The organism is Nonomuraea glycinis, assembly GCF_035920485.1.
Taxonomy (GTDB): domain Bacteria; phylum Actinomycetota; class Actinomycetes; order Streptosporangiales; family Streptosporangiaceae; genus Nonomuraea; species Nonomuraea glycinis.
Genome location: NZ_CP109166.1, coordinates 1,344,782 through 1,371,026 on the forward strand (window position 1 = coordinate 1,344,782; position 26,245 = coordinate 1,371,026).

The 26,245-nt window shown below is 71.3% G+C and carries 23 protein-coding genes; 9 read left to right on the forward strand and 14 right to left on the reverse strand.

All coding sequences use genetic code 11. The features are described 5' to 3' along the window. Positions 1 to 37 precede the first annotated feature (37 nt). The 3 genes from OHA68_RS06195 to mfd are packed head-to-tail and all read right to left on the reverse strand — an operon-like array spanning position 38 to position 5,128. Positions 38 to 973, reverse strand: a complete 936-nt coding sequence (locus OHA68_RS06195; protein WP_189141946.1) for a MazG family protein — start codon at positions 971 to 973, stop codon at positions 38 to 40. An 8-nt stretch (positions 974 to 981) separates the two neighbouring features. Next, positions 982 to 1,611 (reverse strand): SurA N-terminal domain-containing protein, encoded by a 630-nt coding sequence (locus OHA68_RS06200; RefSeq protein ID WP_327106722.1) that lies wholly within the window; start codon positions 1,609 to 1,611, stop codon positions 982 to 984. 28 nt (positions 1,612 to 1,639) lie between these two features. Beyond that, a complete protein-coding gene (mfd, locus tag OHA68_RS06205; protein ID WP_327106723.1) occupies positions 1,640 to 5,128 on the reverse strand; it encodes a transcription-repair coupling factor in 3,489 nt (1,162 codons plus the stop codon). A 232-nt stretch (positions 5,129 to 5,360) separates the two neighbouring features. Here mfd and OHA68_RS06210 point away from each other — a divergent pair, with 232 nt between their 5' ends. The 3 genes from OHA68_RS06210 to OHA68_RS06220 are packed head-to-tail and all read left to right on the forward strand — an operon-like array spanning position 5,361 to position 8,235. Beyond that, a complete protein-coding gene (locus tag OHA68_RS06210) occupies positions 5,361 to 6,074 on the forward strand; it encodes a class I SAM-dependent methyltransferase (protein ID WP_327106724.1) in 714 nt (237 codons plus the stop codon). 59 nt (positions 6,075 to 6,133) lie between these two features. Further along, positions 6,134 to 7,357 (forward strand): adenylyl-sulfate kinase, encoded by a 1,224-nt coding sequence (cysC, locus tag OHA68_RS06215; RefSeq protein ID WP_327106725.1) that lies wholly within the window; start codon positions 6,134 to 6,136, stop codon positions 7,355 to 7,357. Next, complete coding sequence (locus OHA68_RS06220) at positions 7,354 to 8,235, forward strand: sulfite exporter TauE/SafE family protein (RefSeq protein WP_327106726.1); 882 nt, start codon at positions 7,354 to 7,356, stop codon at positions 8,233 to 8,235. Before cysC ends, OHA68_RS06220 begins: the two co-directional genes overlap by 4 nt. Here OHA68_RS06220 and OHA68_RS06225 read toward each other — a convergent pair. After that, positions 8,180 to 9,265, reverse strand: coding sequence for a glycoside hydrolase family 26 protein (locus tag OHA68_RS06225; protein ID WP_327106727.1), 1,086 nt, complete (start codon positions 9,263 to 9,265; stop codon positions 8,180 to 8,182). The genes OHA68_RS06220 and OHA68_RS06225 overlap by 56 nt on opposite strands. Positions 9,266 to 9,602: 337 nt before the next feature. On the opposite strand from OHA68_RS06225, the gene OHA68_RS06230 reads away from it, so the two are divergent. Genes OHA68_RS06230 through OHA68_RS06255 form a run of 6 tightly spaced genes read left to right on the forward strand, consistent with a single transcriptional unit; the run spans position 9,603 to position 16,403 of the window. After that, positions 9,603 to 10,904 (forward strand): Wzz/FepE/Etk N-terminal domain-containing protein, encoded by a 1,302-nt coding sequence (locus OHA68_RS06230; protein WP_327106728.1) that lies wholly within the window; start codon positions 9,603 to 9,605, stop codon positions 10,902 to 10,904. Next, a complete protein-coding gene (locus OHA68_RS06235) occupies positions 10,901 to 12,169 on the forward strand; it encodes a hypothetical protein (RefSeq protein ID WP_327106729.1) in 1,269 nt (422 codons plus the stop codon). Before OHA68_RS06230 ends, OHA68_RS06235 begins: the two co-directional genes overlap by 4 nt. After that, on the forward strand, positions 12,166 to 13,071 hold the full coding sequence (locus OHA68_RS06240) for a hypothetical protein (RefSeq protein ID WP_327106730.1): 906 nt from the start codon (positions 12,166 to 12,168) through the stop codon (positions 13,069 to 13,071). Before OHA68_RS06235 ends, OHA68_RS06240 begins: the two co-directional genes overlap by 4 nt. Further along, a complete protein-coding gene (locus tag OHA68_RS06245) occupies positions 13,068 to 13,922 on the forward strand; it encodes a sulfotransferase domain-containing protein (RefSeq protein WP_327106731.1) in 855 nt (284 codons plus the stop codon). The genes OHA68_RS06240 and OHA68_RS06245 overlap by 4 nt, the downstream gene beginning before the upstream one ends. Beyond that, positions 13,910 to 15,436 carry a lipopolysaccharide biosynthesis protein gene (locus OHA68_RS06250; RefSeq protein ID WP_327106732.1) on the forward strand — a complete coding sequence of 509 codons (1,527 nt, stop codon included), beginning with the start codon at positions 13,910 to 13,912 and terminating at the stop codon, positions 15,434 to 15,436. The genes OHA68_RS06245 and OHA68_RS06250 overlap by 13 nt, the downstream gene beginning before the upstream one ends. A 46-nt stretch (positions 15,437 to 15,482) precedes the next feature. Continuing rightward, on the forward strand, positions 15,483 to 16,403 hold the full coding sequence (locus tag OHA68_RS06255) for a sulfotransferase (protein WP_327106733.1): 921 nt from the start codon (positions 15,483 to 15,485) through the stop codon (positions 16,401 to 16,403). On the opposite strand, the gene OHA68_RS06260 is transcribed toward OHA68_RS06255, so the two are convergent. From OHA68_RS06260 to OHA68_RS06305, 10 genes are all read right to left on the reverse strand, one after another. Beyond that, a complete protein-coding gene (locus OHA68_RS06260; RefSeq protein WP_327106734.1) occupies positions 16,360 to 17,166 on the reverse strand; it encodes a WecB/TagA/CpsF family glycosyltransferase in 807 nt (268 codons plus the stop codon). The two genes, OHA68_RS06255 and OHA68_RS06260, sit on opposite strands and share 44 nt — an antisense overlap. Beyond that, positions 17,166 to 18,188, reverse strand: coding sequence for a glycosyltransferase family 2 protein (locus OHA68_RS06265; RefSeq protein ID WP_327106735.1), 1,023 nt, complete (start codon positions 18,186 to 18,188; stop codon positions 17,166 to 17,168). Before OHA68_RS06265 ends, OHA68_RS06260 begins: the two co-directional genes overlap by 1 nt. After that, positions 18,185 to 19,096 (reverse strand): sulfotransferase, encoded by a 912-nt coding sequence (locus OHA68_RS06270; protein ID WP_327106736.1) that lies wholly within the window; start codon positions 19,094 to 19,096, stop codon positions 18,185 to 18,187. The genes OHA68_RS06265 and OHA68_RS06270 overlap by 4 nt, the downstream gene beginning before the upstream one ends. Positions 19,097 to 19,352: 256 nt before the next feature. Continuing rightward, on the reverse strand, positions 19,353 to 20,615 hold the full coding sequence (cysN, locus tag OHA68_RS06275; protein ID WP_189141962.1) for a sulfate adenylyltransferase subunit CysN: 1,263 nt from the start codon (positions 20,613 to 20,615) through the stop codon (positions 19,353 to 19,355). A 4-nt stretch (positions 20,616 to 20,619) separates the two neighbouring features. After that, entirely contained in the window at positions 20,620 to 21,534 is a 915-nt protein-coding gene (gene cysD, locus OHA68_RS06280; protein ID WP_189141963.1) for a sulfate adenylyltransferase subunit CysD, read from the reverse strand. Between the two features lie 19 nt (positions 21,535 to 21,553). Beyond that, positions 21,554 to 22,318 carry a 3'(2'),5'-bisphosphate nucleotidase CysQ gene (locus tag OHA68_RS06285; RefSeq protein WP_189141964.1) on the reverse strand — a complete coding sequence of 255 codons (765 nt, stop codon included), beginning with the start codon at positions 22,316 to 22,318 and terminating at the stop codon, positions 21,554 to 21,556. Then, a complete protein-coding gene (locus tag OHA68_RS06290) occupies positions 22,318 to 23,757 on the reverse strand; it encodes a sugar transferase (RefSeq protein WP_407674485.1) in 1,440 nt (479 codons plus the stop codon). The genes OHA68_RS06285 and OHA68_RS06290 overlap by 1 nt, the downstream gene beginning before the upstream one ends. Positions 23,758 to 23,879: 122 nt before the next feature. Beyond that, a complete protein-coding gene (gene pth / locus OHA68_RS06295; RefSeq protein ID WP_327106737.1) occupies positions 23,880 to 24,464 on the reverse strand; it encodes an aminoacyl-tRNA hydrolase in 585 nt (194 codons plus the stop codon). A gap of 63 nt (positions 24,465 to 24,527) precedes the next feature. Then, the gene (locus OHA68_RS06300) at positions 24,528 to 25,124 is read right to left on the reverse strand and encodes a 50S ribosomal protein L25/general stress protein Ctc (RefSeq protein ID WP_327106738.1); all 597 of its coding nucleotides are present in this window, start codon (positions 25,122 to 25,124) and stop codon (positions 24,528 to 24,530) included. 116 nt (positions 25,125 to 25,240) lie between these two features. Then, positions 25,241 to 26,218 (reverse strand): ribose-phosphate diphosphokinase, encoded by a 978-nt coding sequence (locus OHA68_RS06305; RefSeq protein ID WP_189141969.1) that lies wholly within the window; start codon positions 26,216 to 26,218, stop codon positions 25,241 to 25,243. Between the last annotated feature and the right edge of the window lie 27 nt (positions 26,219 to 26,245).

Consider the following 26,245-nt stretch of genomic DNA (forward strand, 5'->3'; position numbering starts at 1 on the left):
TAAATCCTGGCATTTCGGGATGCGTGGCGCTACCGACTCAGGACTGCCGGGACTCCCAGGCGTGCACCCGATCGCGGTAGGAGCGGGCGGCCGCGCGCAACTCCGCCTCGGCGTCCAAGCCCGCCTCCTGGGCGCGGCGGACCAGGTCGAACAGCTCCCGGGCGATCCCCTGGCCGATCGCCGACGCGAGCCCGGGGGGCACTCCAGCCCGCTCGGCCCGTCGTACGAGCTGGGCGGCCAGAGAGAGCGCCGGCTGCCCCATCGGCACGCCGTCGAGCAGCGACCGGCTGCCCTTGGCCGCCCGCTCGGCCGCCTTGATCGTCTCCCAGTTGTCGTTCACCTCGTCGGCCGTCTCCGCCCGGACCGAGCCGAACACGTGCGGGTGGCGGCGCACCAGCTTCTCGACGATCCCGGCGGCCACGTCGTCCATGTCGAAGTCGTCGGCCACCCGGGCGTGGAACACCACCTGGAGCAGCAGGTCACCGAGCTCCTCACGAAGCGCCGGATAGTCACCGTCCTCGATGGTCTCCAGCACCTCGTAGGCCTCTTCGAGCAGGTACGGCACGAGCGACTCGTGCGTCTGCTTACGGTCCCACGGGCATTCGGTGCGCAGCCGGTCCATCACCGCCACCAGGTCGAGCACCCGGGCGCCCGGCAGGTCGTAGGAGCCCGGCACCACCTCGATCAGCGGCGGGTCCGCGAGCGCGACGGCGGCGTGGCCGAGCGCGCGCATGAAGTCCGCGTCGTCGCCGGCGGCGAGCCAGACCACGGTCTCCCGCACCGCCCGCCCGGCCAGCTCCCCCGCGTCCGGGGTCACGACGGTGACCTCGACGCCCGCCTCCGCCAGGTAGGGCAGCTGCGGGTGCGCGGGTGAGCCGGTCAGCACCTGGCCGGACCGCAACGCCTGCCAGGCCTGGTGACTCAGCAGGCCCGGCGGGACGCGCGGCGAGGTGGTGACGACGACGAGCGGCATGCCCGGCCCTACTGCTGCTGCTGCTGTTGCTGTTGCTGCTGCGGCGGCTGCTGTTGCTGTGGCGGCTGCGCGGGCGTGCCGAACCGGCCCGCGTCGACGAAGCCCTGGTCCGGCGTGAAGGTGCCGTAGCGGGGGCTGAAGACGGGCTTGACCGCGTTGTACTCCTCGTTCCACTTCGCCGCGGCGGCCTGGCTCTGGGTGCCGCCCCACTTCTCGATCACCTTGGCGGCGCCGAGCTCGGCCCGCAGGTAGGGGCGCGGGTTGGCCGGCGAGACGCCCTTGGTCAGCAGGTTCATCTCGGGCGACTGCTGCTGGCCCGGCTGCTTGAGCGCCTGGTCGATCTCCGTCTCGCTCACCGTGACGCCGTGCTTGTCGGCGATCTGCTGGTAGCGGATCTGGTTCGTCATCCGGAACAGGACGAACTGGGAGATCGGCACGCCGAGCTGCCCCGGATCGATCTGGGCCTTGCGCAGTGCGGCCTCGAACTCCTGAACGTTGGTCTTCAGATCCTGGGCGGAGACGCGCTGGTCCCCGACGACCGCCGCGGCACCGGCCTCGACAGGCGTCCCGCAGGCCGTCAGCGCGAACAGGCTCGCCCCCGCGGCGGTAGCGGCCAGAGCCACTCGAATCGACTTCACATGCTTCCCTTTCCGCCAAAAATCGCCGCTAGCTTACCCGTGCGGGCTCGAGGAACATCGCCTCGACCAGATCGCCACACCATGTCAGCAACTCCAGGTCTCGCAAAGGCCGGCCGCCCAGCGGCTTGGTCTTGGGCACCGGCACCAGCAGCGTCTGCGCCGCCTGCTTGTAGATGGCCTTCTTGTAGAGCCGGTCCAGCCGGACCTGCTGCGACTCGCGCAGGCTCGCGGGACCGAACTTGATGTTCTGGCCCTGCAGCGTGACATCCGTCAGCCCGGCCCGCCTGGCCATGATCCGGAACCGCGCGACCTCCAGCAGATTCTCCACCTCGACGGGCGGCTTGCCGTACCGGTCGGTCAGCTCGTCGCGGACCTCGCCGATGTGGTCGGCGCTGGAGATCGCGGCGATGCGCTTGTACGCCTCCAGCCGCAGTCGCTCGGAGGTGACGTAGTCGTGCGGGATGTGCGCGTTGATCGGCAGCTCGACCTTGACGTCGTGCTGCTCCTCCTGCACGGGCTCGCCCGACAGCTTGGCCTTCTGCTCCTGGACCGCCTCGGACATGAGCCGCACATAGAGGTCGAAGCCGACGCCCGCGATGAAGCCCGACTGCTCGGCGCCCAGCACGTTGCCGGCGCCGCGGATCTCCAGGTCCTTCATCGCGACGTACATGCCCGCGCCCATCTCGGTGTGCTGGGCGATCGTCGCCAGCCGCTCGTGCGCGGTCTCGGTGAGCGGCTTCTCCGGCGGGTAGAGGAAGTAGGCGTAGCCCCGCTCCCTGCCCCGCCCGACGCGGCCTCTGATCTGGTGGAGCTGCGACAGGCCGTAGTTGTCGGCCCGGTCGACGATCAGCGTGTTGGCGTTGGGCACGTCGAGGCCCGACTCCACGATCGTGGTGCAGACCAGCAGGTCGTACTCGCGCTCCCAGAACCCGACCATGATCTTTTCGAGCTGCTGCTCGTTCATCTGCCCGTGCGCGACCGCCACCCGGGCCTCCGGGACGAGCTCGCGCAGCCGGGCGGCCACCCGGTTGATCGAGGCCACCCGGTTGTGCACGAAGAAGGTCTGCCCGTCCCGCATCAGCTCGCGCCTGATGGCGGCGGTGATCTGCTTCTCGTCGTACGGCCCGACGAAGGTGAGGATGGGGTGGCGCTCCTCCGGCGGGGTGAGGATCGTCGACATCTCCCGGATGCCGGTCAGCCCCATCTCCAGCGTGCGCGGGATCGGCGTGGCCGACATGGCCAGCACGTCGACCTGGGTGCGCAGGTGCTTCATGGCCTCTTTGTGCTCGACCCCGAACCGCTGCTCCTCGTCGATGATGATCAAACCCAGGTCCTTGAACCTGACCTCGGGGCTGAGCAGCCGGTGGGTGCCGATCACCAGGTCCACGGCGCCGGTGCGCAGCCCTTCGAGGGTGCCCTTGACCTCGCCGTCGGTCTGGAAGCGCGACACCGGGTGGACCGCGACGGGGAAGCTGGAGAACCGCTCGGCGAAGGTGGACAGGTGCTGCTGCACCAGCAGGGTGGTCGGCACCAGCACGGCCACCTGCTTGCCGTCCTGCACCGCCTTGAACGCCGCCCGCACCGCGATCTCGGTCTTGCCGTAGCCGACGTCGCCGCAGATCAGCCGGTCCATCGGGACGCCGCGCTCCATGTCGCGCTTGACCTCGTCGATGGCTTCGAGCTGGTCGCCCGTCTCGGCGTAGGGGAAGGCGTCCTCCATCTCGCGCTGCCACGGCGAGTCGGCGGCGAAGGCGTGGCCGGGCGAGGCCATCCGCGCCGAGTAGAGGCGGATGAGCTCGCCGGCGATCTCCTTGACCGCCTTCTTCGCCCGCGACTTGGCCTTGGCCCAGTCGCCGCCGCCCATCCGGTTGAGCGAGGGCGCCTCGCCGCCGACGTAGCGGGTGACCTCGTCGAGCTGGTCGGTGGGCACGTAGAGCCGGTCGCCCTTGGCGTACTCGATGACCAGGTATTCGCGGGTGGCGCCCTGGACGGTGCGCTGCACCATCTCGATGTAGCGGCCGACGCCGTGCTGCTCGTGCACGACGTGGTCGCCGACCTTGAGCTGCAGCGGGTCGACCATGTTGCGGCGGCGCGACGGCAGGCGGCGCATGTCCTTGGTGGACGCCTTCTGGCCGACCAGGTCGAGGTGGGTGAGCACGGCCAGGCCGGGGGTGATGAAGCCGTGCTCGATGAGCCCGGTCGTGACGTGCACCACCTTAGACTCGGGCGCCTTATCCAGATATTTCACCAGACGGGCGGGAACGTCCACGCCCTTGAGCAGCTCGACCATCCGCTCGGCCGGTCCGTGCCCCTCGCTGAGCAGCACCACCGCCTTGTCCTCGGCGAGCCAGCCCTTGATGTCGTCGAGCGCCTTCCTGGTGTCGCCCCGGTAGGCCTCGGAGTCGTGCGCGGCCATCTCGATCCCGCTGCCGAACGGGGCCATCGACCACCACGGCTGCCCCAGCGAGTCCGCGTGGTCGCGGATCTCCTCCAGCGTGCGGAACGCGGCCGCGCCCAGGTCGATCGGCGCCTCGCCGCCCGCCGCGGCGGTGATCCAGGACGCCTCCAGGAACTCCTGCGAGGTGCGTACGAGCTCCTCGGCCCGGCCCCTGATCCGCTCGGGGTCGCAGACGAACACGGCCGCCCTGGCGGGCAGGTGGTCGATCAGCAGGTCCATCTCACCGCACAGGACCGGCGCGAACGCCTCCATGCCCTCGACCGGCGTGCCCTCGGCGAGCTGGTCGAGCACCTCGGCCAGCGCGGGATGATGCTCGGCCAGCTCGCGGGCCCGGTCCCGGACCTCCTCGGTCAGCAGCAGCTCCCGGCAGGGCGGCGCGAACAGGCCGTCCTCCGCCGCCTCCAGCGAGCGCTGGTCGGCCACCTTGAACCAGCGGATCTCCTCGACCGTGTCGCCCCAGAACTCCAGCCGCAGCGGGTGCTCCTCGGTCGGCGGGAACACGTCGAGCAGCCCGCCGCGCACGGCGACCTCGCCCCGCTTCTCCACCATGTCGACCCGGTGGTAGCCGTTGCCGACGAGGTTGGCGACGACCCCGTCCAGATCGGCGTCGTCGCCGGCCTTGAGCCGCATCGGCTCCAGGTCGCCCAGCCCCTGCACGATCGGCTGCAGCAGCGCCCGGACCGGCGCGACGATCACGTTGAGCGGCCCGGCGGCGCTGTCGCCCTTGACCGGGTGCGCGAGCCGCCGCAGCACGGCCAGCCGCTGCCCCACCGTGTCGGAGCGGGGCGAGAGCCGCTCGTGCGGCAGCGTCTCCCAGGCGGGGAAGACGGCCACCGAGCTCGGCTCGATGAGGCTCGTCAGCGCCGCGGCCAGGTCTTCGGCCTCGCGGCCGGTCGCGGTGACGGCCAGCACGGTCCGCTGGTCGTGACCGGCCAGCGCGGCCACGCCGAACGGCCGTAGGGAGGCGGGCGCGACCAGGGAGACGTCGCCGCCCTGCTCCAGGGCTGCGGTCAGCTTCGGATCAGCGGTGAGGAGGTCGAGCAGTCCGGAAAGACTCATCAGATAGGCCCCAGATGGCAACACGACTACCCCCGGCCAAGCCAGCGCGGGGGTGTTGCGTACCAGCCTACTTGCCCACCACCGTGCACCCGCGCCCCCCACGGCACCTTGTGATCCGCCACACTGGGCCGGCGCACGGTCACGACTCCCGTCTCACCTCCGAAGGGAGTTCCGGACGCTACCAGGGGGGATGTGCATTACTCTCGGGCATTTATTGATTACTGTGGGTCACATGTCTGAGGTGCGATCGGTAGTCCCGAAGGGCGATCTGTTCGATCAGCGCGTACGGGAGCAGTGGGCGGGGCAGCTGGGCCGGCGGCTCGATGTGCTGGTCGCCGGGTGTGCGCATGAGCCGCTGGTCCTGGAGCGGATCGAGACGCGGGCGTCGGGGGTCGATGAGGATCGGCCGGCGATCAGGAGGGTCGTGGAGGAGCGGGCCGACCTGACCACCTGGGCACTGGGCGACCTGCGCTCCGCCCCGCTGCCGCCCAGGTCGTTCGACGTGATCCAGCTCTCGTTCCTGCTGGAGCGGATCGAGCACGCCGAGCTGGTGCTGGACCGGCTCCTGCAGGCGCTGCGGCCGGGCGGCCTGGTGCTGCTGCGGATGCGCGACCGCGACTCCGCCTACGGGATCCTGGACCGGATCATCCCGGCGTGGGCGCGGCGGCTGGTCTGGCGGCATCTGGTGGCGGCGGGGACGCCCGGCCCGCTGCCCGCCGTCTACGAGCCGCTGGCCTCGGCCGGAGGCATGCACGCCTTCTGCCTCACCCGTGGCCTGCTGGTCATGGACGAGGAGACGGCGACGAGCGGGCCCGCCATGGGCCGGGTCGGCAGCGCGGCGGTCGGTCTGGCCGCCAAGCTCAGCCGGGGACGCTACCCTGCGACGCACGATGAGATCACCATGGTCATCAGGAAACCGCAGTACCACTTCGCCCGGCTCATCTAGCGACACACCGGCGACAGTGGTTAGGATCGTTTCCTACCAATGTAATCGGAATAGTTGGGATGTTTGACGTGGAGTGGACCCCCGACGCACGTGAGCTGGCCGACCTGGAGCTGCTGCTCTCCGGGGCATTCCAGCCGTTGACCGGGTTCCTCGGCCACGACGACATCCATCTGGTGCACGAGCGCGGCACGCTGGCCGACGGCACGCCGTGGCCGGCTCCGGTCACGATCCACCTGCCCGACGAGGTGGCTCCCGGCGACGAGGTCACGCTGCTCGACCCGGAGGGCGTCCCGCTCGCCGTACTCACCGTGACCGAGCATCCGGCGGACGGGCCGGCCGCCGGGCCGGTGCGCGGGCTGGGCGCGGCCGAGCACGGCCCGTTCGCCCGGCTGCGCCGCACCCCTGACGAGGTCCGCGTGGAGCTTGGCGGGCGTCCGGCGCTCGCCGTCACCATGCGGGGGCCGCTCGACGACCTCAACGAGATCCTCGCCACCGCCAAGGAGCTCGACGCGGTGATCCTGCTGCTCCCCCTGTCGTACGGCGAGGCGGGCCCGGCCCTGGTCAGAGCCGCACTGAAGGCCAAAGGCCAGCTGCCCGAGAGCACGATCGTCGTCCCGGTGCCGCTGGCGCCGCGCGAGGAGCCCGAGATCGACCTGGAGCTGCGCGAGCACATCGCCTTCTCCTACGGCGCCACCGAGCACCTGGCCGGGCCGGATCCGGTGCGGATCCCCGGACCGCCGCACCGCCGCGGCCTGGTGGTGTTCTTCACCGGCCTGTCCGGATCGGGCAAGTCCACGATCGCCCGCGGCCTGCGGGACAGCCTGCTGGAGCTCGGCACCCGCACGGTCACCTACCTCGACGGCGACGTGGTGCGCCACCTGCTCTCCAAGGGCCTGACGTTCTCCAAGGCCGACCGCGACCTCAACATCCGCCGCATCGGCTTCGTGGCCGCCGAGGCCGCCCGCCACGGCGGCCTGGCCATCTGCGCCCCCATCGCCCCCTACGCCGCCACCCGCGAGGAGGTGCGCGAGATGGTCGAGTCGGTCGGCGCCGACTTCCTGCTCGTGCACGTCGCCACCCCGCTGGAGGAGTGCGAGCGCCGCGACCGCAAGGGCCTGTACGCCAAGGCCCGCGCGGGGCTCATCCCCGAGTTCACCGGCATCTCCGATCCCTACGAGGAGCCGGACGACGCCGACCTGGTCGTCGACACCACGCACCTCTCCGTCGAGGCGGCGGTCGAGCAGGTGCTGGCCAGGCTGCGCGACGGCCGGTGGATCCGGTGATCGACCCCCCGCTGATCCTCGGCTCGTTCCTCGTGGCCATCGTCGTCGGGCTCACCGGCATGGGCGGCGGCGCGCTGATGACGCCGATGATGATGCTGTTCTTCAACGTCCCGCCGCTGGCCGCCGTCTCCAGCGACCTGGTGGCCTCGGCCGTGATGAAGCCGGTCGGCGGCATGGTCCACCTGCGCCGGGGCACCGTGAACCTGCGCCTGGTCGGCTGGCTCTGCGTGGGGTCCGTCCCGGCGGCGTTCTGCGGGGTGTTCCTGGCCCGCGCGTTCGCGGTCGGCGACGGGGTGAAGTACGCGCTCGGCGTCGCGCTGCTGCTGGCCGTCGCGGGCCTGGGGATCAAGGCGTGGCTGGGCGACCGGGGCGGCTCGGCGGAGGCACGGGAGATCGTCGTACGCCCAATCCCGACCCTACTGGTCGGTACGGTAGGCGGCCTGGTGGTGGGCGTGTCCTCCGTGGGTTCCGGTTCGCTGATCATCGTGGCCCTGATCGCCCTCTATCCGGCGCTCAAGGCCAACCAGCTCGTCGGCACCGACCTGGTCCAGGCCGTGCCGCTGGTGGTCTCGGCGGCGCTGGGACACCTGCTGTTCGGCGACTTCCGGCTCGATCTCACGCTCTCCCTGCTGATCGGCTCCATCCCCGGCGTCTATCTGGGCGCCCGGGTCTCCTCGCGGGCCCCCGGCGGCCTGGTCAGGGCGATGCTCGCCGTCGTGCTGCTGGCCTCCGCGCTCAAGCTGCTCGGCGTGGCCGACCTGGTCACTCTGGCCGTGGTGGCGGTGGCCGTGCTGGTCATGGTCATCGGCCGGCGGCTGCGGGTCAGGGCCGCGGCACGCGCGTCGCGCGAAAGTGCGGATCTCGCGCGAGCTCGGTGAACGCCCGGTCCGCCGTGGGGTCGGTGTCGAAGCGGGTGTCGCCTCGCGGCGCGCTCGGCGAGTCGAAGTAGACCAGCGCCTTGATCTGCGGATAGCGGCGGACCTGGCTGCGTACGGACTCGAAGAACGCGCGCTTGAACGCCGGGTCGTCGGCCCGCTCGAACACACCCCACTCCGCGACCATGACCGGCTTGCCGGGAAAGCGCCACTGCATCCAGCGGTAGAAGCCGGGCCACTCCTCGAAGTCCTCGCGGGTCTTGTTGACCAGGCTGCCGAAGTCGTGCACCCGGTTGTCGGCGTAGGGGTCCATCGCCACCCAGTCGACCACGTCGTCGCCCGGGTAGAGCTCCTCGAACCAGGACTTGGTGGCCCAGTTGGGCGCGCCCATGTAGGTCATCACGGTCACCGCGTTCTTCACGCCCTTGGCGCGCAGCCGGAGCACGACGTGCCGGAACATGGCCGTGTAGTCGTCGGCCCCCATGCCGGACTCCGCCGCGGTCTCCACGTCGTTCTCCGGCTCGTGGTGGATGGTGAGGAAGAACTGCTCGGGAAAGGTCCGCCGGAGATGGTGGGCCAGGCGGTCGATCCTGTCGTCGATGGCGCCGCCCGCGATCTCGGCCCAGGTGTGGCCGAGCGACGGCTTCCAGTTGATCAGCAGCAGGCGGGGACGGGCCGGGTCCCGGGCGATCCGGATCTCCTGCTCGGTCGGGAACAGCTCCTTGCCCCGGTGATAGACGTGCACCAGGTCGGCCGTCGCCCCCATGCGCGCCTCGGCGCTGTGCAGCGCCTCCTCCACCCGGGTGCCCGTGAAGATCTCCGGGGCGATGCCCCACCACGCGCCGCACGAGGGGATGAGCTTGCCGGTGACGGCACAGGCGGGCGCGCTCACCACGGCGGGGCCACCGCCGCCGTCCGCCGGCGCGCTCCGCCGGCCGGCGGCCGGCCCGCTGGGCGCCGGGCTCGAGCACGCGGCCAGCAGGACGGCCAAGGCCAAGCTGCCGATCGCCCCTTTGGCGACATCAGCCTTCAAATTGCTGTTTATCGCTCTATACGAATAATTCCAGCGCGCCATAACTTTCAACCCCCTCATTGGGCGACCCCCGCCCTATCAACCTGAACCATGCCACGCCATTGCCGCAACTTCAGCCGGAGTAGCGGTCAGCGCAGGCCAGATGAGGTGCACGACTCACCGACAAACAGCGATTTATCGCTTTATATGGGTACGATTCCCGGGTCGTACAGGAGAAAATCTTGGGTAATCTGGCTGGGTAATATCTGGCCCGCCTATAGTGGGCGCACACCTCGACACGTTACGCAGAGTCGCCGAATGGCGACAATGCGCAGCAAACGCAGGGAGACCCGCCTCCATGAGCCTGCCGCCGGACCGCCCGGCCCACCGCTCCGGCACCGACCTGGGAGAGCACCTCTCGCTGCTCCGCAGGCGCTGGCTGCTCCTGCTCGGCTGCGTCCTGGCCGGCGGCACGACAGGGCTCGCCCTGCTGCGGATCGTCCCCCCTTCCTACACCGCGACCACCCAGCTCCTCGTCACCCCCGTGGGCGTCTCCGAGCAGGTCAACCAGGTGACCACCCGGCAGCGCGAACCCCTCAACCTCGACACCGAGGCGCAGATCGCCATGTCCTCCGTCGTCGCGGCCAAGGCCGCCCAGGCGGTGAACGCCACCGCCCTGGAGCCCGCCGAGGTGTCGGTCCCGCCCAACTCCTCCGTCCTGTCGATCTCCTACAGCGCCGCCGACCCGGCCACCGCCGCCGCCGGCTCGCGGGCCTACGCCGAGGCCTACCTCGCCCACCGCACCGAGAGCGCGCAGGCCGCCATCCTCGCCCAGCAGAAGCTCCTGCTGGCCAAGCTCCGGCAGGTCAACACCTCGCTCGGCGCGGCGATCAAACAGCTCGGCGGGCTGACCAGGGGCACCGCCGCGCACACGCTCGCCACCTACCGGCAGGGGGTGCTCACCCGGCAGGCGAGCAGCCTCACACTGAAGTACGACGCGCTGCGGACCCTGGCGGTGACGCCCGGATCGGTCATCAGCCCGGCCGTCATGCCGTCGCTGCCCAGGTCCCCCGGCCTGCCGCTGTGCCTCGGCTCCGGGCTCATGGCGGGCCTGCTGCTGGGGGCCGCCGGGGCGGTGCTGCGCGACCGCCTCGACACCCGGCTGCGCAGCACCGCCGACGTCGAGCGGCTCACCGGACTGCCCGCCCTGGCCGATCTGTCCTACCCGCGCGACCCCGCCGCGCTGCACGACCTGACCTCCGCCGTGCTCGCCGCCTGCCCGGGCAAGCGGCTGCTGGTCAGGGCCGTCCCGGCCGAGCTCGGCTCCTCCCGGGTGGCCGCCCCGCTGGCCACCAGCGCGCCGCTGTCGGTGCTGAGCGGCGCGGACGTGAGCGACCTGGCCAGGGCGGACGCGGCCCTGCTGCTGATCGGCCTGGGCCAGGCGACCTCCGTCCAGGTCGCGGCCACCGTACGGCATCTCAGCCGGCACAACGTGCCGATCATCGGCGCGGTGACCACCACGGACCTGACGCCCGCGCCGCCCTCTCCCCAGCACACGCCGCTGGGCAAGCTGGTCGCCGGTGGCGAGCCCGAGCGCGCCGCGGGCGCCGACACCTCGCCCATGCACGCGCTCCATCAGCCGCCGGGCAAGCGGGCGTGACAGGACCCGCGTGGCCCATCGCCGCGCTGCTGCTCGGTTATCCCGTCTGGTGGGCGCTCGGCTTCGGCGGGCTGTCGGTCGTCGTGCTGGCCGTGCCCATGGGGATCATCCTGTGGCGGCGCAGGCCGATCCGGGTGCCGCGCGGGTTCGGGCTGTGGCTGCTGCTGATCGCCGGCCATCTGGTGAGCGGGCTGATGCTGGCGGAGATGCCGCCCGGCACCTACGGCGAGCTGGGCCCGGGCCGTTTCCTCGGCTACGCCATGCGCCTGACGCTCTACCTGTCGCTCATGATCATGGTTCTTTACCTGGGCAACCTCACCGAGCGCGAGTTGCCGCAGCTCCGGCTCCTGCGGATGCTCGGCGTGCTGTTCATCACCACCGTGGCCGGCGGGCTGCTCGGCGTGCTGGCTCCCGGCTTCTCCTTCACCTCACCGGTGGAGCTGGTCCTGCCGGGCTGGCTGGCCGACAACTCCTTCGTCCAGAACCTGATCCACCCCACCGCCGCGCAGACCCAGAAGGTGCTCGGCTACGCCTCGCCCCGGCCGGAGGCGCCGTTCGAATGGGCCAACGCGTGGGGCAGCAACGTGTCGGTGCTGCTCGTCTGGTTCGTGGTCGGCTGGTGGGTGTACGGCACCCGCCGCCGCAAGGCGCTGGCCGTGGTGCTGATCGCCCTGGCGGCCGTCCCGATCGTCTACTCGCTCAACCGGGGCCTGTGGATCGGCCTCGGGCTCGCCGTCTGCTACCTGATCGTCCGGGTGGGCGGCAGGACCAGGGTCACCCTCTGCGTCGCGGCGGCGACAGGGGCGCTGGTGTTCGCGCTCAGCCCGCTCGCCCCCCTCGTCGTCCAGCGGCTGGACAGCCCGCACTCCAACGACATCCGGGCCTTCACCGTGTCGGCCACGATCGAGGCCGCGACCCACTCGCCCGTCATCGGCTTCGGCAACACCCGCAACGCCACGGGCAACCACCGCACGATCACCACCGGCAAGACCGACTGGTGCCCCGGCTGCGGCCATCCCCCGCTGGGCGGCGACGGCCAGCTCTGGCTGATGCTCATCACGCAGGGCTTCGCGGGCGCGGCGCTCTACGTGGCCTTCTTCGCCGGCGCGATCCGCCGCCACTGGACCGACAGGACCCCGATCGGGCTCGCCGGAGTGCTGGTGATGAGCCTGGTGCTGCTCTACATGTTCATCTATGACGGCCTGGTCACGCCGCTCAGCCTCTACTTCATCTCCTTCGCGCTCCTGTGGAGAAATCCCGCATGACCGACACCGACATCAGGCTCAGCTACCTCGGCGACACGCTCCGGCTCCTTTATCCCGGCCAGGATGATCCGCGCGCCCACACGCTGCTCCCGCACGCCCGGCTGCCTCGCCGGCTGGCGCCGCGCCGCTGGTGGCACCGGCTGGCCGGGCCGCGCGTCCTGCTGCCCATGGACGGGTCGATCTCGGCCCACCTCGGGGAGGTCTTCGGCGCACCGGTGGAGATCGTCCTGCACGTGCGCCCGGCGCGCCGGGCCAACCGCAAGCCCATCCTGGAGGTCCACAGCGACGGCGCCCGCCTGGCCTTCGTGAAGGTGGGCGACACCGACCGGGCCCGCGCGCTGGTCGACAACGAGGCCGCCGCGCTGCGCGAGCTGGCCGGCCTCCCGCTCAAGACCGTCGTCACGCCCACCGTGCTGCACCACGGGAGCTGGCGCGGCCTCAGCCTGCTCGCCCTGTCCCCGCTGCCCGTCCGCCGCCGCCGGGTGCCCGGCCCGCTGCTGGTCAGGGCCGTCAAGGAGATCGCGGCCACGGGCGGCCCCGACGGCGCGGCCTGGCACGGCGACCTGGCCCCGTGGAACATCTCGCCGTCCGCCGACGGGCGGCTGCTCGTGTGGGACTGGGAGCGCTACGCGACCGGCGTCCCCTACGGGTTCGACGCGGTGCACCACTTCTTCCAGCGGGCGCTGCGCCGCATGGACCCGCCGACCGCCGCGCGCGCCTGCCTCGCCCAGGCGCTGCGGACGCTGGCGCCGTTCGGGCTGTCGGCCGCGCAGGCCAGGCAGACCGCGCTGCACTACCTCATCGCGCTGGCCGACCGGCACGCCGCCGACGGCCACGAACCCCTCGGCCCGCCGGACCACTGGCTCAACCCGGTCGTCGACCACCAGGAGCCGCTGACATGAAGGTCATGAAGCGATCGGTGCTGTCCGTGTCGCGGACCACCGGGAAGATCACCTCCAGGGCGCGGATCCTGCCGTCGTTCCTGATCGCCGGGGCCCAGCGGTGCGGCACCACCTCGCTCTACCGGGCGCTGGCGGAGCACCCCCTGCTGCTCAAGCCGGTGCTGCACAAAGGGGTCCACTACTTCGACGCCGCCTACTGGCGTGGGCCCGCCTGGTATCGGGCGCACTTCCCGCTCCGGGTGAGCACGGCGCTGCTCGCCCGGCGTTACGGCGCCGGGCCGCAGGCGTTCGAGTCATCGCCCTACTACCTGTTCCATCCGCTGGCCGGGGAGCGGATCGCCGCCGACCTGCCGGGGGTGAAGCTGATCGTGCTGGTGCGCGACCCGGTCGAGCGGGCCTACTCCGCGCACGCCCACGAGCTGGCCAGAGGCTTCGAGACCGAGTCCCACTTCGAGCACGCGCTGGAGCTGGAGGCCGGGCGGCTCGCGGGGGCCGAGGAGAGCCTGCGGGCGGGGCCGCACTCCGCCCACCACTCCCACCGGCACCACGGCTATCTGGCCCGCGGCCGTTACGCCGAGCAGCTCGACCGGCTGGAGCCGCTGTTCGGGCGGGAGCGGATCCTGGTCCTCGACAGCCACCGCTTCTTCGCCGAGCCCGAGCAGGTCTACGACCGGGTGCTGGACTTCCTCGGAGTGCCCCGGCTGGGCCACCCCGAGTTCGAACGGCACAACGGGCGGCCCCTGCCCAGGCCCCTGCCGGACTCTCTCCGGCAGAGCCTGCGCGACCACTTCGAGCCGTACGACACCCGACTGGTGAGCTGGCTGGGCGGTGACCCCTCATGGCGAGCCTGACCCCACCCCAACCGGACCCCCACACCGACCCACCGCCGCCAGAACAGGCGGCTTACGGCGAGGTCGCGAGGCGGGTGGCCTCAGGAGAGGTCGTGGCGCAGGCGGCTCCGGGCGGGAGTGCGGGGCGGGTGGCGTTGGGGCGGGTGGTGCGGGGTGGGCTTGCCGGGGTGATGGGGGCGGGGGTGGCCGCGCTGGCTCAGTTCGGGCTCGTCGTGGTCGTCACCAGGGCGTTCTCCGTCGAGCAGGCGGGGGCGTTCTTCACGGTCACCGCGTTGATGCTGATGGCGGCCGGGATCGTCAAGCTGGACGCGGGCAACGGGCTGGTGTACTTCATCGCCAGAGCCGATGCCTTCGCATATCGCGGCATATCGGGATATATCCGGGCGGCGCTGGTGCCCGTCACCGGGGTTGCGACGCTCGCCGGCGTGCTGCTGTACCCCTGGTTAGGCCCGGTGGCCCTGGCCCTGCCGGTCATGGCCGTGGCGGACGTCCTGCTCGCCGCCGGCCGGGGCTTCGGCGCCCTGCGACCCACGGTGCTGCTCGGCGGGGTGCTGCTCCCGATCGGCCAGCTCGCCCTGGTGGCCGGCGTGGCACTGGCAGGCACGTCACCCTGGCTCCTCGGTACCGCAGCGCCGACCGATACATCGCCCTGGCTCCCCGGTGCCACAGCGCCGACCGGGCTCCCCGGTCCGCCTGCTTCCGCCGTACAGCAGACGCCTGCCGACTGGGCGCTGCCTGCCTGGGCGCTGCCTGTCGCGTGGGCGCTGCCGTACCTGCCCGTGCTGGTGCTGGCGGCGCTCGCTCTGCGCGGTCGCGCGCCCCGCACGCCCTACCTGCCCGGCACCGGACGGGACCTGTGGCGGCACACGGCCCCGAGGTCGGTGGCGGCCGCGGTCCAGGCCGTGTTCCAGCGGTTCGACATCGTGATCGTCGCCCTGCTCGCCGGCCCGGCGCAGGCGGCCGTCTACACCGCCGCGACCCGCTTCAAGATCGTGGGCCAGCTCGCCAACCAGGGCCTGGCGCAGGCCGTACAACCGCGCCTGGTCAGAGCGCTCGCCGACGGCGACCTGGCCGCGGCCAGGGAGCTGTACCAAGCGACCACCATGTGGCTGGTGCTGCTGACCTGGCCCGTCTGGCTGGCCTACGCCTTGGCCGCCCCCTGGCTGCTGCGGCTCTTCGGCGACGGCTACGGCGCGGCGACGCCCGTGGCGCTGGTCCTGGCGGCCACGATGATGGCGGCCACGGCGTCCGGCATGGTCGACGTCGTGCTGACCGCCGCCGGCCACACCACGGCCAGCCTGCGCAACCTCGTCGCGGCCGGTGCCTGCACGGTCCTGCTGGACCTGGCGCTGATCCCGGCGCACGGCGCGCTGGGCGCGGCGCTCGGCTGGTCCGCCGGCGTGCTGGTCAGGAACGCGCTACCGCTCTGGCAGCTCCACCACCGCTACGGCCTGCGCCCCTTCGGCCGGCACAGCCGCTCGGCGCTGCGTCCACGCGCCTGGGCCACGGCATGAGCGCCGCCCGCCCTCCGGCGCTGCCCCCGCGCGCCTGGGCCACGGCATGAGCGCCCGCCCTCCGGTGCTGGTCACCGGGCTGCCGAGAAGCGGCACGAGCTGGGCGGGCAAGATGCTGGCCGCCGGCGGCGAGCTCGTCTACGTCAACGAGCCGCTCAACCCGCAGCATCCGCCCGGCCGCTGCCCCGGCATCCTGCGCGCCCAGGTACGCCACCGCTTCCAGTACATCTGCGACGACAACGCGCCCACCTGGCTGCCCGCCTTCCGCGACACCGTCGCGCTGCGCTACCGCTGGGCGGCCGAGCTGCGGGCCAACCGCTCCCCGTACGACCTGGCGCGCATGATCCGCTACGGCGGGGCCTTCACGCTGGGCCGCCTCGCGGGGCGGCGGGCGCTGCTGGACGACCCGTTCGCGGTGCTGTCGGCGGGCTGGTTCGCCGAGCGGCTGGGGTGCAAGGTGATCGCCCTCGTCCGGGACCCGGTGTCGTTCGTGGCGAGCTGGCAGCGCCTCGGCTGGACCGTCTACTTCCACGAGCTGCTCGAACAGCCGCTGCTCGTCCGCGACCATCCCCAGGTGCTGCGGCTGCGCGTCCTGGTCGGCTCGCAGGACCGGATCGCGAAGGCGGCGGCACTGTGGCAGGTGACGCGAGAGATCCTCGCACGCACCCCCGGCATCCTGGTCACCTCCTACGACGACCTCGCCGCCGACCCCCGGACGGGCTTCAAGCGCCTGTACGACTACGCCGGCCTGGCGTGGACCCCCGCCGCCGAGGAGCGCGTCATGAAGGCGTGCACCGCCCCCGGCAGCCGGGACCAGGGATTCGCCTGGTCAGGACTGTCTCGCACCGCCTACCGCCCGATGGACTCGCGGGCGGCCCTGCGGGCAGGCGCCAGGGGCCTCACCCAGGACGAGATCGACAGGATCAGGGCGCTGACCGACGACGCATGCGGGTGGCCACCGAGGTGAGCAGCAGGCGCAGCGCGAACGGCACGTCGTCCACCAGATAGCGCCGGGCCAGCCGGCCGGGCTCGCAGGCCAGCCGGAACAGCCATTCGAGCCCCGCCCCGCGCATCCACCGAGGCGCCCGTGACACCGTGCCGGCGGCGAACCCGATCGCCGCCCCGCACCCCACGAACCAGGTGCCGGGCAGCTCGCGGCGCAGCTCGCCGATGAGCAGATCCTGCCGGGGGAAGCCGAGCCCCACAAACACCAGCCTCGGCCGCGCCCGTACGACCTTCCGCCGCGCCTGCTGCCTGCCCCGCGCGGTCGCGTCGAACCCGTACGGGGGCGCGTCCACCCCGCAGACCCGCAGCCGTGGATGGCGGCCCGCCAGCTCGGCGGCCGCCGCCGCGGCGACCCCGGGCGGGCCGCCGAGCAGATAGACGGGCCACCCGCGGCGAGCGGCCCGATCGCTCAGCGACCAGATCAGATCCGCCCCCGTGACCCGCTCGGGCACCGGCGTCCCCAGCAGCCGTGACGCCCACACCAGCGGCATCCCGTCGGCCACCACCACCTCGGCCCCGTCCACCAGTTCCCGCAGCGCCGCGTCCCCGGCGACGGCCTGGCAGATGTCCACGTTCGGGGTGACGATGTGCCCGCCTCGGCCGGCGGACAGCTCGGCCTCGACCCGCTCGGCCACCTCGTCCTCGGTCAGCGGATCGAACCCGACCCCGCCGACCACCACCCGCGCCGCCCGGCCGGTGGACGCGTTCGCGCGGGTCCGGGCCATCAAATGCCCCGCCCGCGATGGTGCAGCAGGGCCAGGACCGTGGCGGCGGGGATCAGGCCCGCGGCCACGGCCAGGGCGATGGGGGCGCGTGGTTCGCCGAACCGGGCGGCGAGGGTGCGGACGGCCCAGCGTGCCGCGCCGCGGCGGTTTCCCAGGGCGGCGTGGCCGAAGGCCAGCTGACCGTAGATCCGTGCCGCGCCGCGCGGATCCACGGCCAGTTCGGGGTGCCGGGCGAGCATCCACTCAAGCCCGGCGATACGGTCCGCCCATCGGGCGACATAGTGGGACGCGCCCCACCGAACCCGTACGAGCGGCTCGTCGGCGTTGGCGATCGGGTGGCGCTTGGCGGCGCGGAGCGCGAGATCCCAGTCCTCGTTCTGGCCTCGGGGGGCGCTCTCGTCCACCCAGAGGGTGCCGCGCCTGAACAGGAATGTCGAGGAGTGCACCATCACCATGCGGGAGCGCACCAGGTCAGCGGCGGTGACCCGGTCGGTCCCGGCCGGCCTCGGCACCCGTCGCCCGCCGTACTCGATCTCGATGCCGCAGCTCGCGAACTCGGCGCCGCCGTCGGCGAGCAGGCGCGTCTGCGCGGCGAGCTTGCCCGGCAGCCACAGATCGTCGTCGTCGCAGAAGGCGATCAGGTCGGTGTCACAAGCGGCGATACCGGTATTGCGCGCCCCCGGCAACCCCGGAGTGAACCGGTTGGGCAACACCCGCACGGCGGGTCTGGGGGCGCCTCCACCGCCTACGGGTCGGCGGACGCCATCGTCGCCGGCGGAGTGCGGGCCGCCGCCGTCCATGCCGGACCGGGCGCCCTCCGCAGATCGGCGGACGCCACCGCCGACGACAGGGTGGAGATCATCGGCGACGGTGTGGAGGTGGCCGCCGTCGACGACGACCACCACGCTTACCTGGCCTGTGCAGTCCTGGGTGAGTGCCGCCTCGACGGCCGCGCGTAGCTGGGCGGGGCGGTCGCCGCGGGTGGGGATCACCACCCCTACCGAGGCGGCCGTACGGCTCACGCGGTGTCCCTTCCGTAGCCGTACCGGGCTCTGAGCGGCCAGGTGAGGGCCGCCACCAGGCTGCGGTGGTGGCGGGGCAGGCCGCGCAGCCAGGAGTCGTCCCTGGCCAGCTCGACGGCCCCGGCGGTGAAGCGCATCGGGTTGCCCGAAGCGGTGTGCGCCGTGGTCAGGTAGGCGGTCGTGCCGTGCAGGAACGGCAGGCGCGGGGAGGTGAAGCCGAGGTCCTGAGCCAGGTTCGTCAGTGTCTCGTGCGGTGTGGCCAGCAGGTCCTCGTAGCGGACGCGGGTGACGGGGGCTCCCCGGACGGCCAGCAACTCCAGGGCGAGGTTCTGGGCCGTCCAGTGCACGGCGGTGCGGGCGGGGCCCCAGCGGGTCATCGGCTTGCCGTCCTCGGGCCGGGCCACGGTCCTGCACCAGGAGTGGGCGACGGCTCGGGGCTCGCGGACCACCTGCACGACGTGGACGTCCACCCCCGCCTCCAGCAGGCAGTAGGCGAGCGAGGCGTGCTTGCTGGAGTCGACCACCGTCCGGGCCTGCGCCGCCTCGGCCGCCGCCTGGTAGATCCGGCGGTAGGCGCGTACGTACTCAGGCAGGTCCTCGTGGGCGATGCGCGCCAGCCGGCGCGTGCGGTCGACCCGGTGGCGCAATGCCAGGACGCGCTCGGCCAGCATGGACGTCCAGCCGCCGAAGGCGCGCTCGCCGACGTCACGCCAGAACGGGCACGCGGTGAACGGCCGGCCGCAGCCGCACGGCTCGTCGGCCAGGACGCCGCGCTCCCACAGGTGCACCACTTCACCGAGGGGCGCCACCTCGGGCAACTGGCCGAGGAGCCGTTCGAGCAGAGTGGTGCCGCTACGGCCGAGGCCGCCCAGGAAGATCACACGGGGAGCGGTCGAACGATCGGTCACAAGGGTGAACCCTCACGTCGCGAACACGGAACGTGGAGATGCTAGCGCGGAGAGTAATCAAAGTGTCGCCGAATCGCCAAGAGATCTACCTTCAACGCCACAGGACCGGAAAGAGCTCCCGTGCAACGAAAAGGCCCGGCCGACGGCTCAGCGAGCGCATCGGCCGGACCTGACACCTCGGACTCGGCCCGCGGTCCGAACAGGTTCTTCACTCAGAACCGCAAGACTCAGGACCGCAAGACTCAGGACCGGAAGGTCAGCGGACCTCCAGGATCATGCCGGCGCCCACGGTCCCGTTGGTGGACTCGTCCACCAGGATGAAACCGCCGGTCATCCGGTTGCGGCCGTAGTCGTCCACGAACAGCGGCTGCGTGATCCGGAGCGTGACGCGGCCGATCTCGTTGAGACCCAGCGACGTCGCCTCCTCGTCCCGGTGCAGGGTGTTGACGTCCAGGCGGTACTGCAGGTCGCGGACGAGAGCCCGAGCCGTGCGGGTGGTGTGCTTGATGGTCAGCTTGGAGCGGGGCGTGAGCTTCACGCCGTCCGCCATCCAGCAGACCATCGCCTCCAGGTCCTGGACCACCTGCGGCTGGTTGTTGGGCCGGGCGATCATGTCGCCCCGGGAGATGTCGAGGTCGTCCTCGAAGCGGAGCGTCACCGACATGGGCGGGAACGCCTCCTCCACCGGCCCGTCGAAGGTGTCGATGGAGGCGATCCTGGTCGTCAGGCCGGACGGCAGGTGCACCACCTCGTCGCCCGGCTTGAGCACCCCGCCCGCGACCTGGCCGGCATAGCCCCGGTAGTCGTGGAAGGCGTGGTCGGTGGCCCGGTTGGGGCGGATGACGTATTGGACGGGGAAGCGCACGTCGACCAGGTTGCGGTCGGAGGCGATGTGCACGTTCTCCAGGTGGTGGAGCAGCGAGGTGCCTTGGTACCAGGGGGTGTTCTCGGAGCGGGACACGACGTTGTCGCCGTTGAGCGCGGAGATGGGGATGAACGTGAGGTCGGACACGTTCAGCTTGGACGCGAAGGCGGTGAACTCCTCGCGGATCTCGTCGAAGCGCTCCTCGGAGTAGTCCACCAGGTCCATCTTGTTGACGGCCAGCACCAGGTGGGGGACGCGCAGGAGAGAGGTGAGGAAGGCGTGCCGGCGCGACTGCTCCAGCACGCCCTTGCGCGCGTCGATGAGAATGATCGCCAGGTCGGCGGTGGAGGCGCCGGTCACCATGTTGCGGGTGTACTGGATGTGCCCGGGGGTGTCCGCGATGATGAACTTGCGGCGCGGCGTCGCGAAGTAGCGGTAGGCGACGTCGATGGTGATGCCCTGCTCCCGCTCGGCCCGCAGGCCGTCGGTGAGCAGCGACAGGTCGGTGTATTCGGTGCCGCGGTCGCGCGAGGTGCGCTCGACCGCCTCGAGCTGGTCTTCGAAGATCGCCTTGGAGTCGAACAGGAGCCGCCCGATGAGGGTGGACTTGCCGTCGTCGACGCTTCCCGCCGTGGCGAAACGCAGAATGTCCATCGGTTTAGAAGTAACCTTCCCGCTTGCGATCCTCCATGGCGGCCTCCGAGGCGCGGTCGTCGGCCCTGGTGGCCCCGCGCTCGGTGATCCGGGTCGCCGCGATCTCCTCGATGATCTCCTCGACCGTCGCCGCGCCGGACTGCACGGCGCCGGTGCAGGTCATGTCGCCCACCGTGCGATAGCGCACCACGGACTCGAACAGCGGCTCGTCGTCGCCCCGCTGCACGATGTCGGCGTCGGGCAGCAGCATGCCGTCCCGCTCGAAGACCTTGCGGGTGTGGGCGAAGTAGATGGCGGGGATCTCGATGCCCTCCCGCCGGATGTAGTCCCAGATGTCCAGCTCGGTCCAGTTGGACAGCGGGAACACCCGGATGTGCTCGCCCTTGCTGATCCGCGCGTTGTAGAGATTCCACAGCTCTGGGCGCTGGTTCTTCGGGTCCCACTGGCCGAAGTCGTCGCGGAAGGAGAACACCCGCTCCTTGGCCCTGGCCTTCTCCTCGTCGCGCCTGGCGCCGCCGAACACCGCGTCGAACTCGTGCTCCTCGATGGCGTCGAGCAGCGTGGTCGTCTGCAGGCGGTTGCGTGAGGCCCGGCGGCCGGTCTGCTCCACCACGCGGCCCGCGTCGATGGAGCTCTGCACGCTGGCCACGATCAGACGGGCGCCGAGCTCGGCGCTGCGGCGGTCGCGGAACTCGATGACCTCGTCGAAGTTGTGCCCGGTGTCGACGTGCATGAGCGGGAACGGGATGGCGGCGGGCCAGAACGCCTTCTCCGCGATGCGGAGCATGACGATGGAGTCTTTACCACCGGAGAAGAGCAGACAGGGACGCTCGAACTCGGCCGCCACCTCGCGCATGATGTGAATGGCCTCGGCTTCGAGGACGTCGAGCTGCGACGTGGTGTAGTCGCGCTGGAGCATGAGGGCTCTCCTCCGGCGGTTATCGATGCAGGTCCCGGATCCCGGCGAGCAGATTAGACGCCAAGTCCGGTAGGGAAACCAGAATATCTGGTAGTGAGGGGTCGACTTGGTTGTAGGTCAGCTTCGAGCCGTCGATCCGGCTGGCATGGGCGCCCGCGGCGAGGGCCACGGCGACCGGCGCGGCCGAATCCCACTCGTACTGACCGCCGGCGTGCACGTATGCCTCGACCTCGCCGGTGAGCACCGCGGAGATCTTCGCGCCCGCCGAGCCGATCGGCACCAGATCGGCGCCGACCAGGTAGGCGAGCTTCTGCACGAACTCCGGCGGCCTGGTGCGGCTCACCGCGATGCGGAACCTGCCCCCGTCGTAGGCGGGCAGCTTGGGCGGCTCGGCGGTGGTCAGCGTGCGCCCCTGCGCCGGCAGCGCCACGGCGCCGGCGGTGAGCACTCCCCGCTCCCACAGCGCCACGTGGACGGCCCAGTCGGACCTGCCCTCCTCGGCGAACTCACGGGTGCCGTCGAGCGGGTCGACGATCCACACCCGATCCGCGCTCTGCCGGCGCGGATCCATCCGCTCCTCGCGGGTGGCCTCCTCCGACAGCACGCTGTCGGAAGGCCTGAGCCTGGCGAGCGACTCCATCAGCAGGAGGTGCGCGGCCCGGTCACCGGCGGATCGCAGCACGGCGGGGTCGTCGAAACCCTCACGCCGGCGGACCTGCAACAGGTGCTCCCCCGCCTCGGTGGCCAGGTCGGCGGCCAGGGCGTGGTCATCACGAATCGTCATCAATAAGCTCCTTGCCCGCGGGCGACGGCCGACCAAGTCTTCCACAGGATCTGCAGGTCCAGCATGAGGGTCCAGTTCTCCACGTAACGCAGGTCCAGTCTTACGGATTCCTCCCACGACAGATCCGACCTGCCGTTGACCTGCCACAGGCCGGTCAGGCCGGGCCGGACGAGGAGCCTCCTGCGGACGTCGTCGCCGTAGCGGGCGACCTCTTCCGGCAGCGGCGGGCGCGGCCCGACCAGCGACATATGGCCGAGCGTCACGTTGATGAGCTGAGGCAGCTCGTCGAGTGAGTGACGGCGCATGAACGCGCCGAGCGGCGTCACCCGCGGGTCATTGCGGATCTTGAACAGCGGCCCGTCGCCGTCGCTGACGAGGGTGATCTTCTGGCGCTCGGCGCCGCGCCGCATGGTGCGGAATTTCACAATGGTGAAAAGCTTGCCGTCCCTGCCGACCCTGGTCTGCCTGAACAGCGCCGGCCCCGGGCTGGTCACGCGGACCGCGATGGCCAGCCCGGTCAGCAGCGGGGACAGGAGCACCAGCAGGGAGAGCGCCACCAGCCGGTCGAAGACGTTCTTGACGAGCTGCCGGGCGCCGGTCAGCTCGGGGTGCTCGACATGCAGCAGCGGCAGCCCGGCGGCGGGCCGGATGGTGGTGCGCGGCCCGGCGACGTCCATCAACGCCGGGGCCACCACCAGCTCGGTCCGGGTGGCCTCCAGCCGCCAGGCCAGCCGGCGCAGCGCCAGGCCGTCCATCTCCGGGCAGGCGAGCACGGCCACGGTGTCGGCCCGGACCTGGTCGACGACGAGGGGCACGTCGCTGAAGTGGCCGACGACGGGCACCTCGGCCACGCTGTCGTGGCAGGCCTCGTCGGGAAGGCAGGCCGCCACGACCTCCATGCCGTGATGGCGCTCCCTGCGGAAGAGCCTGACGAGCTCGTCCACCGAGGCGGCGTGGCCGACCGCCACGACCCTGCGCATGCACTCGCCGCGGGCCCGGCGCCGGTGCAGCGAGCGGCGCAGGCAGTGCCTGAGCACCAGGGTGAGGAGCGTGACCAGCGGCAGGGCGAGCACCACGTAGCCGCGGGCGATGTCGGTCTTGGTCACGTAGGAGCCGATGGCGAGCGCGGCGGTCAGCGCGACGCCGCACTGGACGATCCGGCGGAACTCCTCCGAGCCGACGCCGATCAGCCGCGGCTCGTAGGCCCGGTTGAGCGCGACCGCGCAGATCCACACCAGCGGCAGCACCGTGCTCGCCAGGAGGTAAGGCGTGGCGTAGGCGGTGATCTCGCCGAATCTGCACACGAAGGCGGCGGCCGAGCCCGCGCTCGCGCAGAGCAGGTCGGCCACCAGGGCCTGGATCTTGTAGACGCGCACCCAGCGGGGCACGCGCGGGCCGACTCGCCAGGCGTCCTCGGGACCGGCTTCGACGAGGGCCAACCGGGCCTCGCCGTGGGGTCCGTCGTGCACACACGCCTCCGAGTGACCGATCGCGAACAGACAGTCACCAAAGCGTAGCGGTCGGCGACGACAGAGAACGCGTGAACGGCCCTATGCGGGGGTCAGCGTGGAGGGCCGGAAATGTTCAGATCGGCGCGGTGAAAGTCGTTCTGCGTGACTTCGAGGCCGCGTTCCATCAGCGATTCGACCACGTCGGCGGCCCGGTCGACCAGGAACGGCAGGTCCTTGCGCTCGGCGGTGGCGAAGTCCTTCAGGACGAAGGAGGCGGGGTCCATCCGGCCCGGCGGCCGGCCGATGCCGAAGCGGACGCGGAGGTAGTCGCGGGTGCCGAGCACCTTGGTGATCGACTTGAGCCCGTTGTGGCCGTTGTCGCCGCCGCCCAGCTTGGCGCGCAGCGCGCCGTAGGGGACGTCGAGCTCGTCGTGGACCACGATCAGCCGCTCGGGGCCGATCTTGTAGAAGTCGGCGAGGGCCTTGACCGGCCCGCCGGACAGGTTCATGTACGTCAGCGGCTTGGCGAGCACGGCGGCCCGGGTCTCGAGCACCTCCGCGCGGCTGCGGTGCGCCTTGAAGCGCCCGCTCGCCCTGGCGGCCAGCTCGTCGAGCACCATGAAGCCCGCGTTGTGCCTGTTGCCGGCGTATTCAGGGCCGGGGTTGCCGAGCCCGGCGATGAGCCAGCGGTCCATGTGCTCTCCTCAAGCGCGGAACGGGACAGCCGGCGACGCCGGCTGTCCCGTGACCCGCAACGATTACTCGGCGGCCTCGGCGGTGCCGTTCTCGCCGGCCGCTTCGCCCTCGGCGGGAGCCTCGGTCGGCTTGCCGATGACCTGGAGGATCACGGCCTCGGCGTCGGCGGCGAGGGTGGTGCCCTCGGGCAGCGGAAGCTGAGCGGCGGTGATGACGGTGCCGACGGTCAGCCCCTCGACGTCGACCTCGATGCCGGTCGGGATGTGCGTGGCCTCGGTCTCCACGGAGACGGACAGCAGCTGCTGGTCGAGCAGGCCATCGGAGTTGACGTCGCCGACCGTGGTGACCGGGATCTCGACGGTGACCTTCTCGCCGCGCCGGACCAGGAGCAGGTCGACGTGCTCGATGAAGCCCTTGATCGGGTCACGCTGGACGCCCTTGGGCAGCGCCAGCTCGTCGATGCCGTCACCGGTCAGGCGGATCAGCACGTTGGCCGTGCGCAGCGCGAGGAGCACCTCGTGGCCCGGCAGGGTCAGATGCTTGGTGTCGGTGCCGTGCCCGTAGAGGACGGCGGGCACCTTGGCGGCACGGCGGATCTTGCGAGCTGCGCCCTTGCCGAACACGGTGCGCGACTCTGCGGTGATACGTACTTCGGACACGACATCTCCTAGGGATGCGGAAGATCGGATTTTGCGCTCCCCCTCACCCGCCCTAGCGGAAGGCGTTACGAGCGCAACCGGGCCAGTCTACAGCCCGGTCACCGGACCGGACGCCATCATGTGTCGCCCTCGAACATGCTGGTGACGGAGCCGTCGGTGAACACCTCGGTGATGGCCCGGGCGATGAGCGGCGCGATCGACAGCACGGTCAGCTTGTCGAAGCGGCTCTCCTCCGACAGCGGCAACGTGTTGGTGACGATGACCTCGGAGATCCGGGAGTTCTTCAGCCGGTCGACCGCCGGGTCGGAGAACACCGCGTGCGTGGCGGCCGTGATCACGTTGGTGGCGCCCTGTTCGTACAGGGCGTCGGCGGCCTTGCAGATGGTGCCGGCCGTGTCGATCATGTCGTCGATCAGCACGCAGGTGCGGCCGCGTACTTTACCGACGACCTCGCTGACCTTCACGGAGTTGGCCACGTCGAGGTCGCGCCTCTTGTGGATGAAGGCCAGCGGGGTGCCGAGGGTGTCGGCCCAGCGCTCCGACAGGCGCACCCGGCCGGTGTCGGGCGAGACGATGGTGGTGTTGGCCAGGTCGAGCCGGTCCTTCAGATAGCTCTCCAGCACCGGCATGGCGAACAGGTGGTCGACCGGTCCGTCGAAGAAGCCCTGGATCTGCGAGGTGTGCAGGTCGATCGACATGAGCCGGTCGGCGCCCGCGGTCTTGAACAGGTCGGCCATCAGCCTGGCCGTGATCGGCTCGCGGCCCCGGCCCTTCTTGTCCTGCCTGGCGTAGCCGAAGAACGGCATGACCACGGTGATGCGCTTGGCGGAGGCCCGCTTGAGCGCGTCGACCATGATGAGCTGTTCCATGATCCACTGGTTGATCGGGCCGGTGTGGCTCTGCAGCACGAAGGCGTCGCAGCCGCGCACGGATTCGAGATAGCGGGCGTAGATCTCGCCGTTGGCGAAGTCGATCAGTTTGGTGGGGGTCAGGGAGACGCCGAGGTGCTCGGCGACCTCCTCGGCCAGCTCGGGGTAGGCCCGGCCGGAGAAGAGCATGAGCGCCTTCTCACCCGGCTGCTTGAGGCTGGTCATGAGACCTCCTCCGTCGGCCTCGTGCTC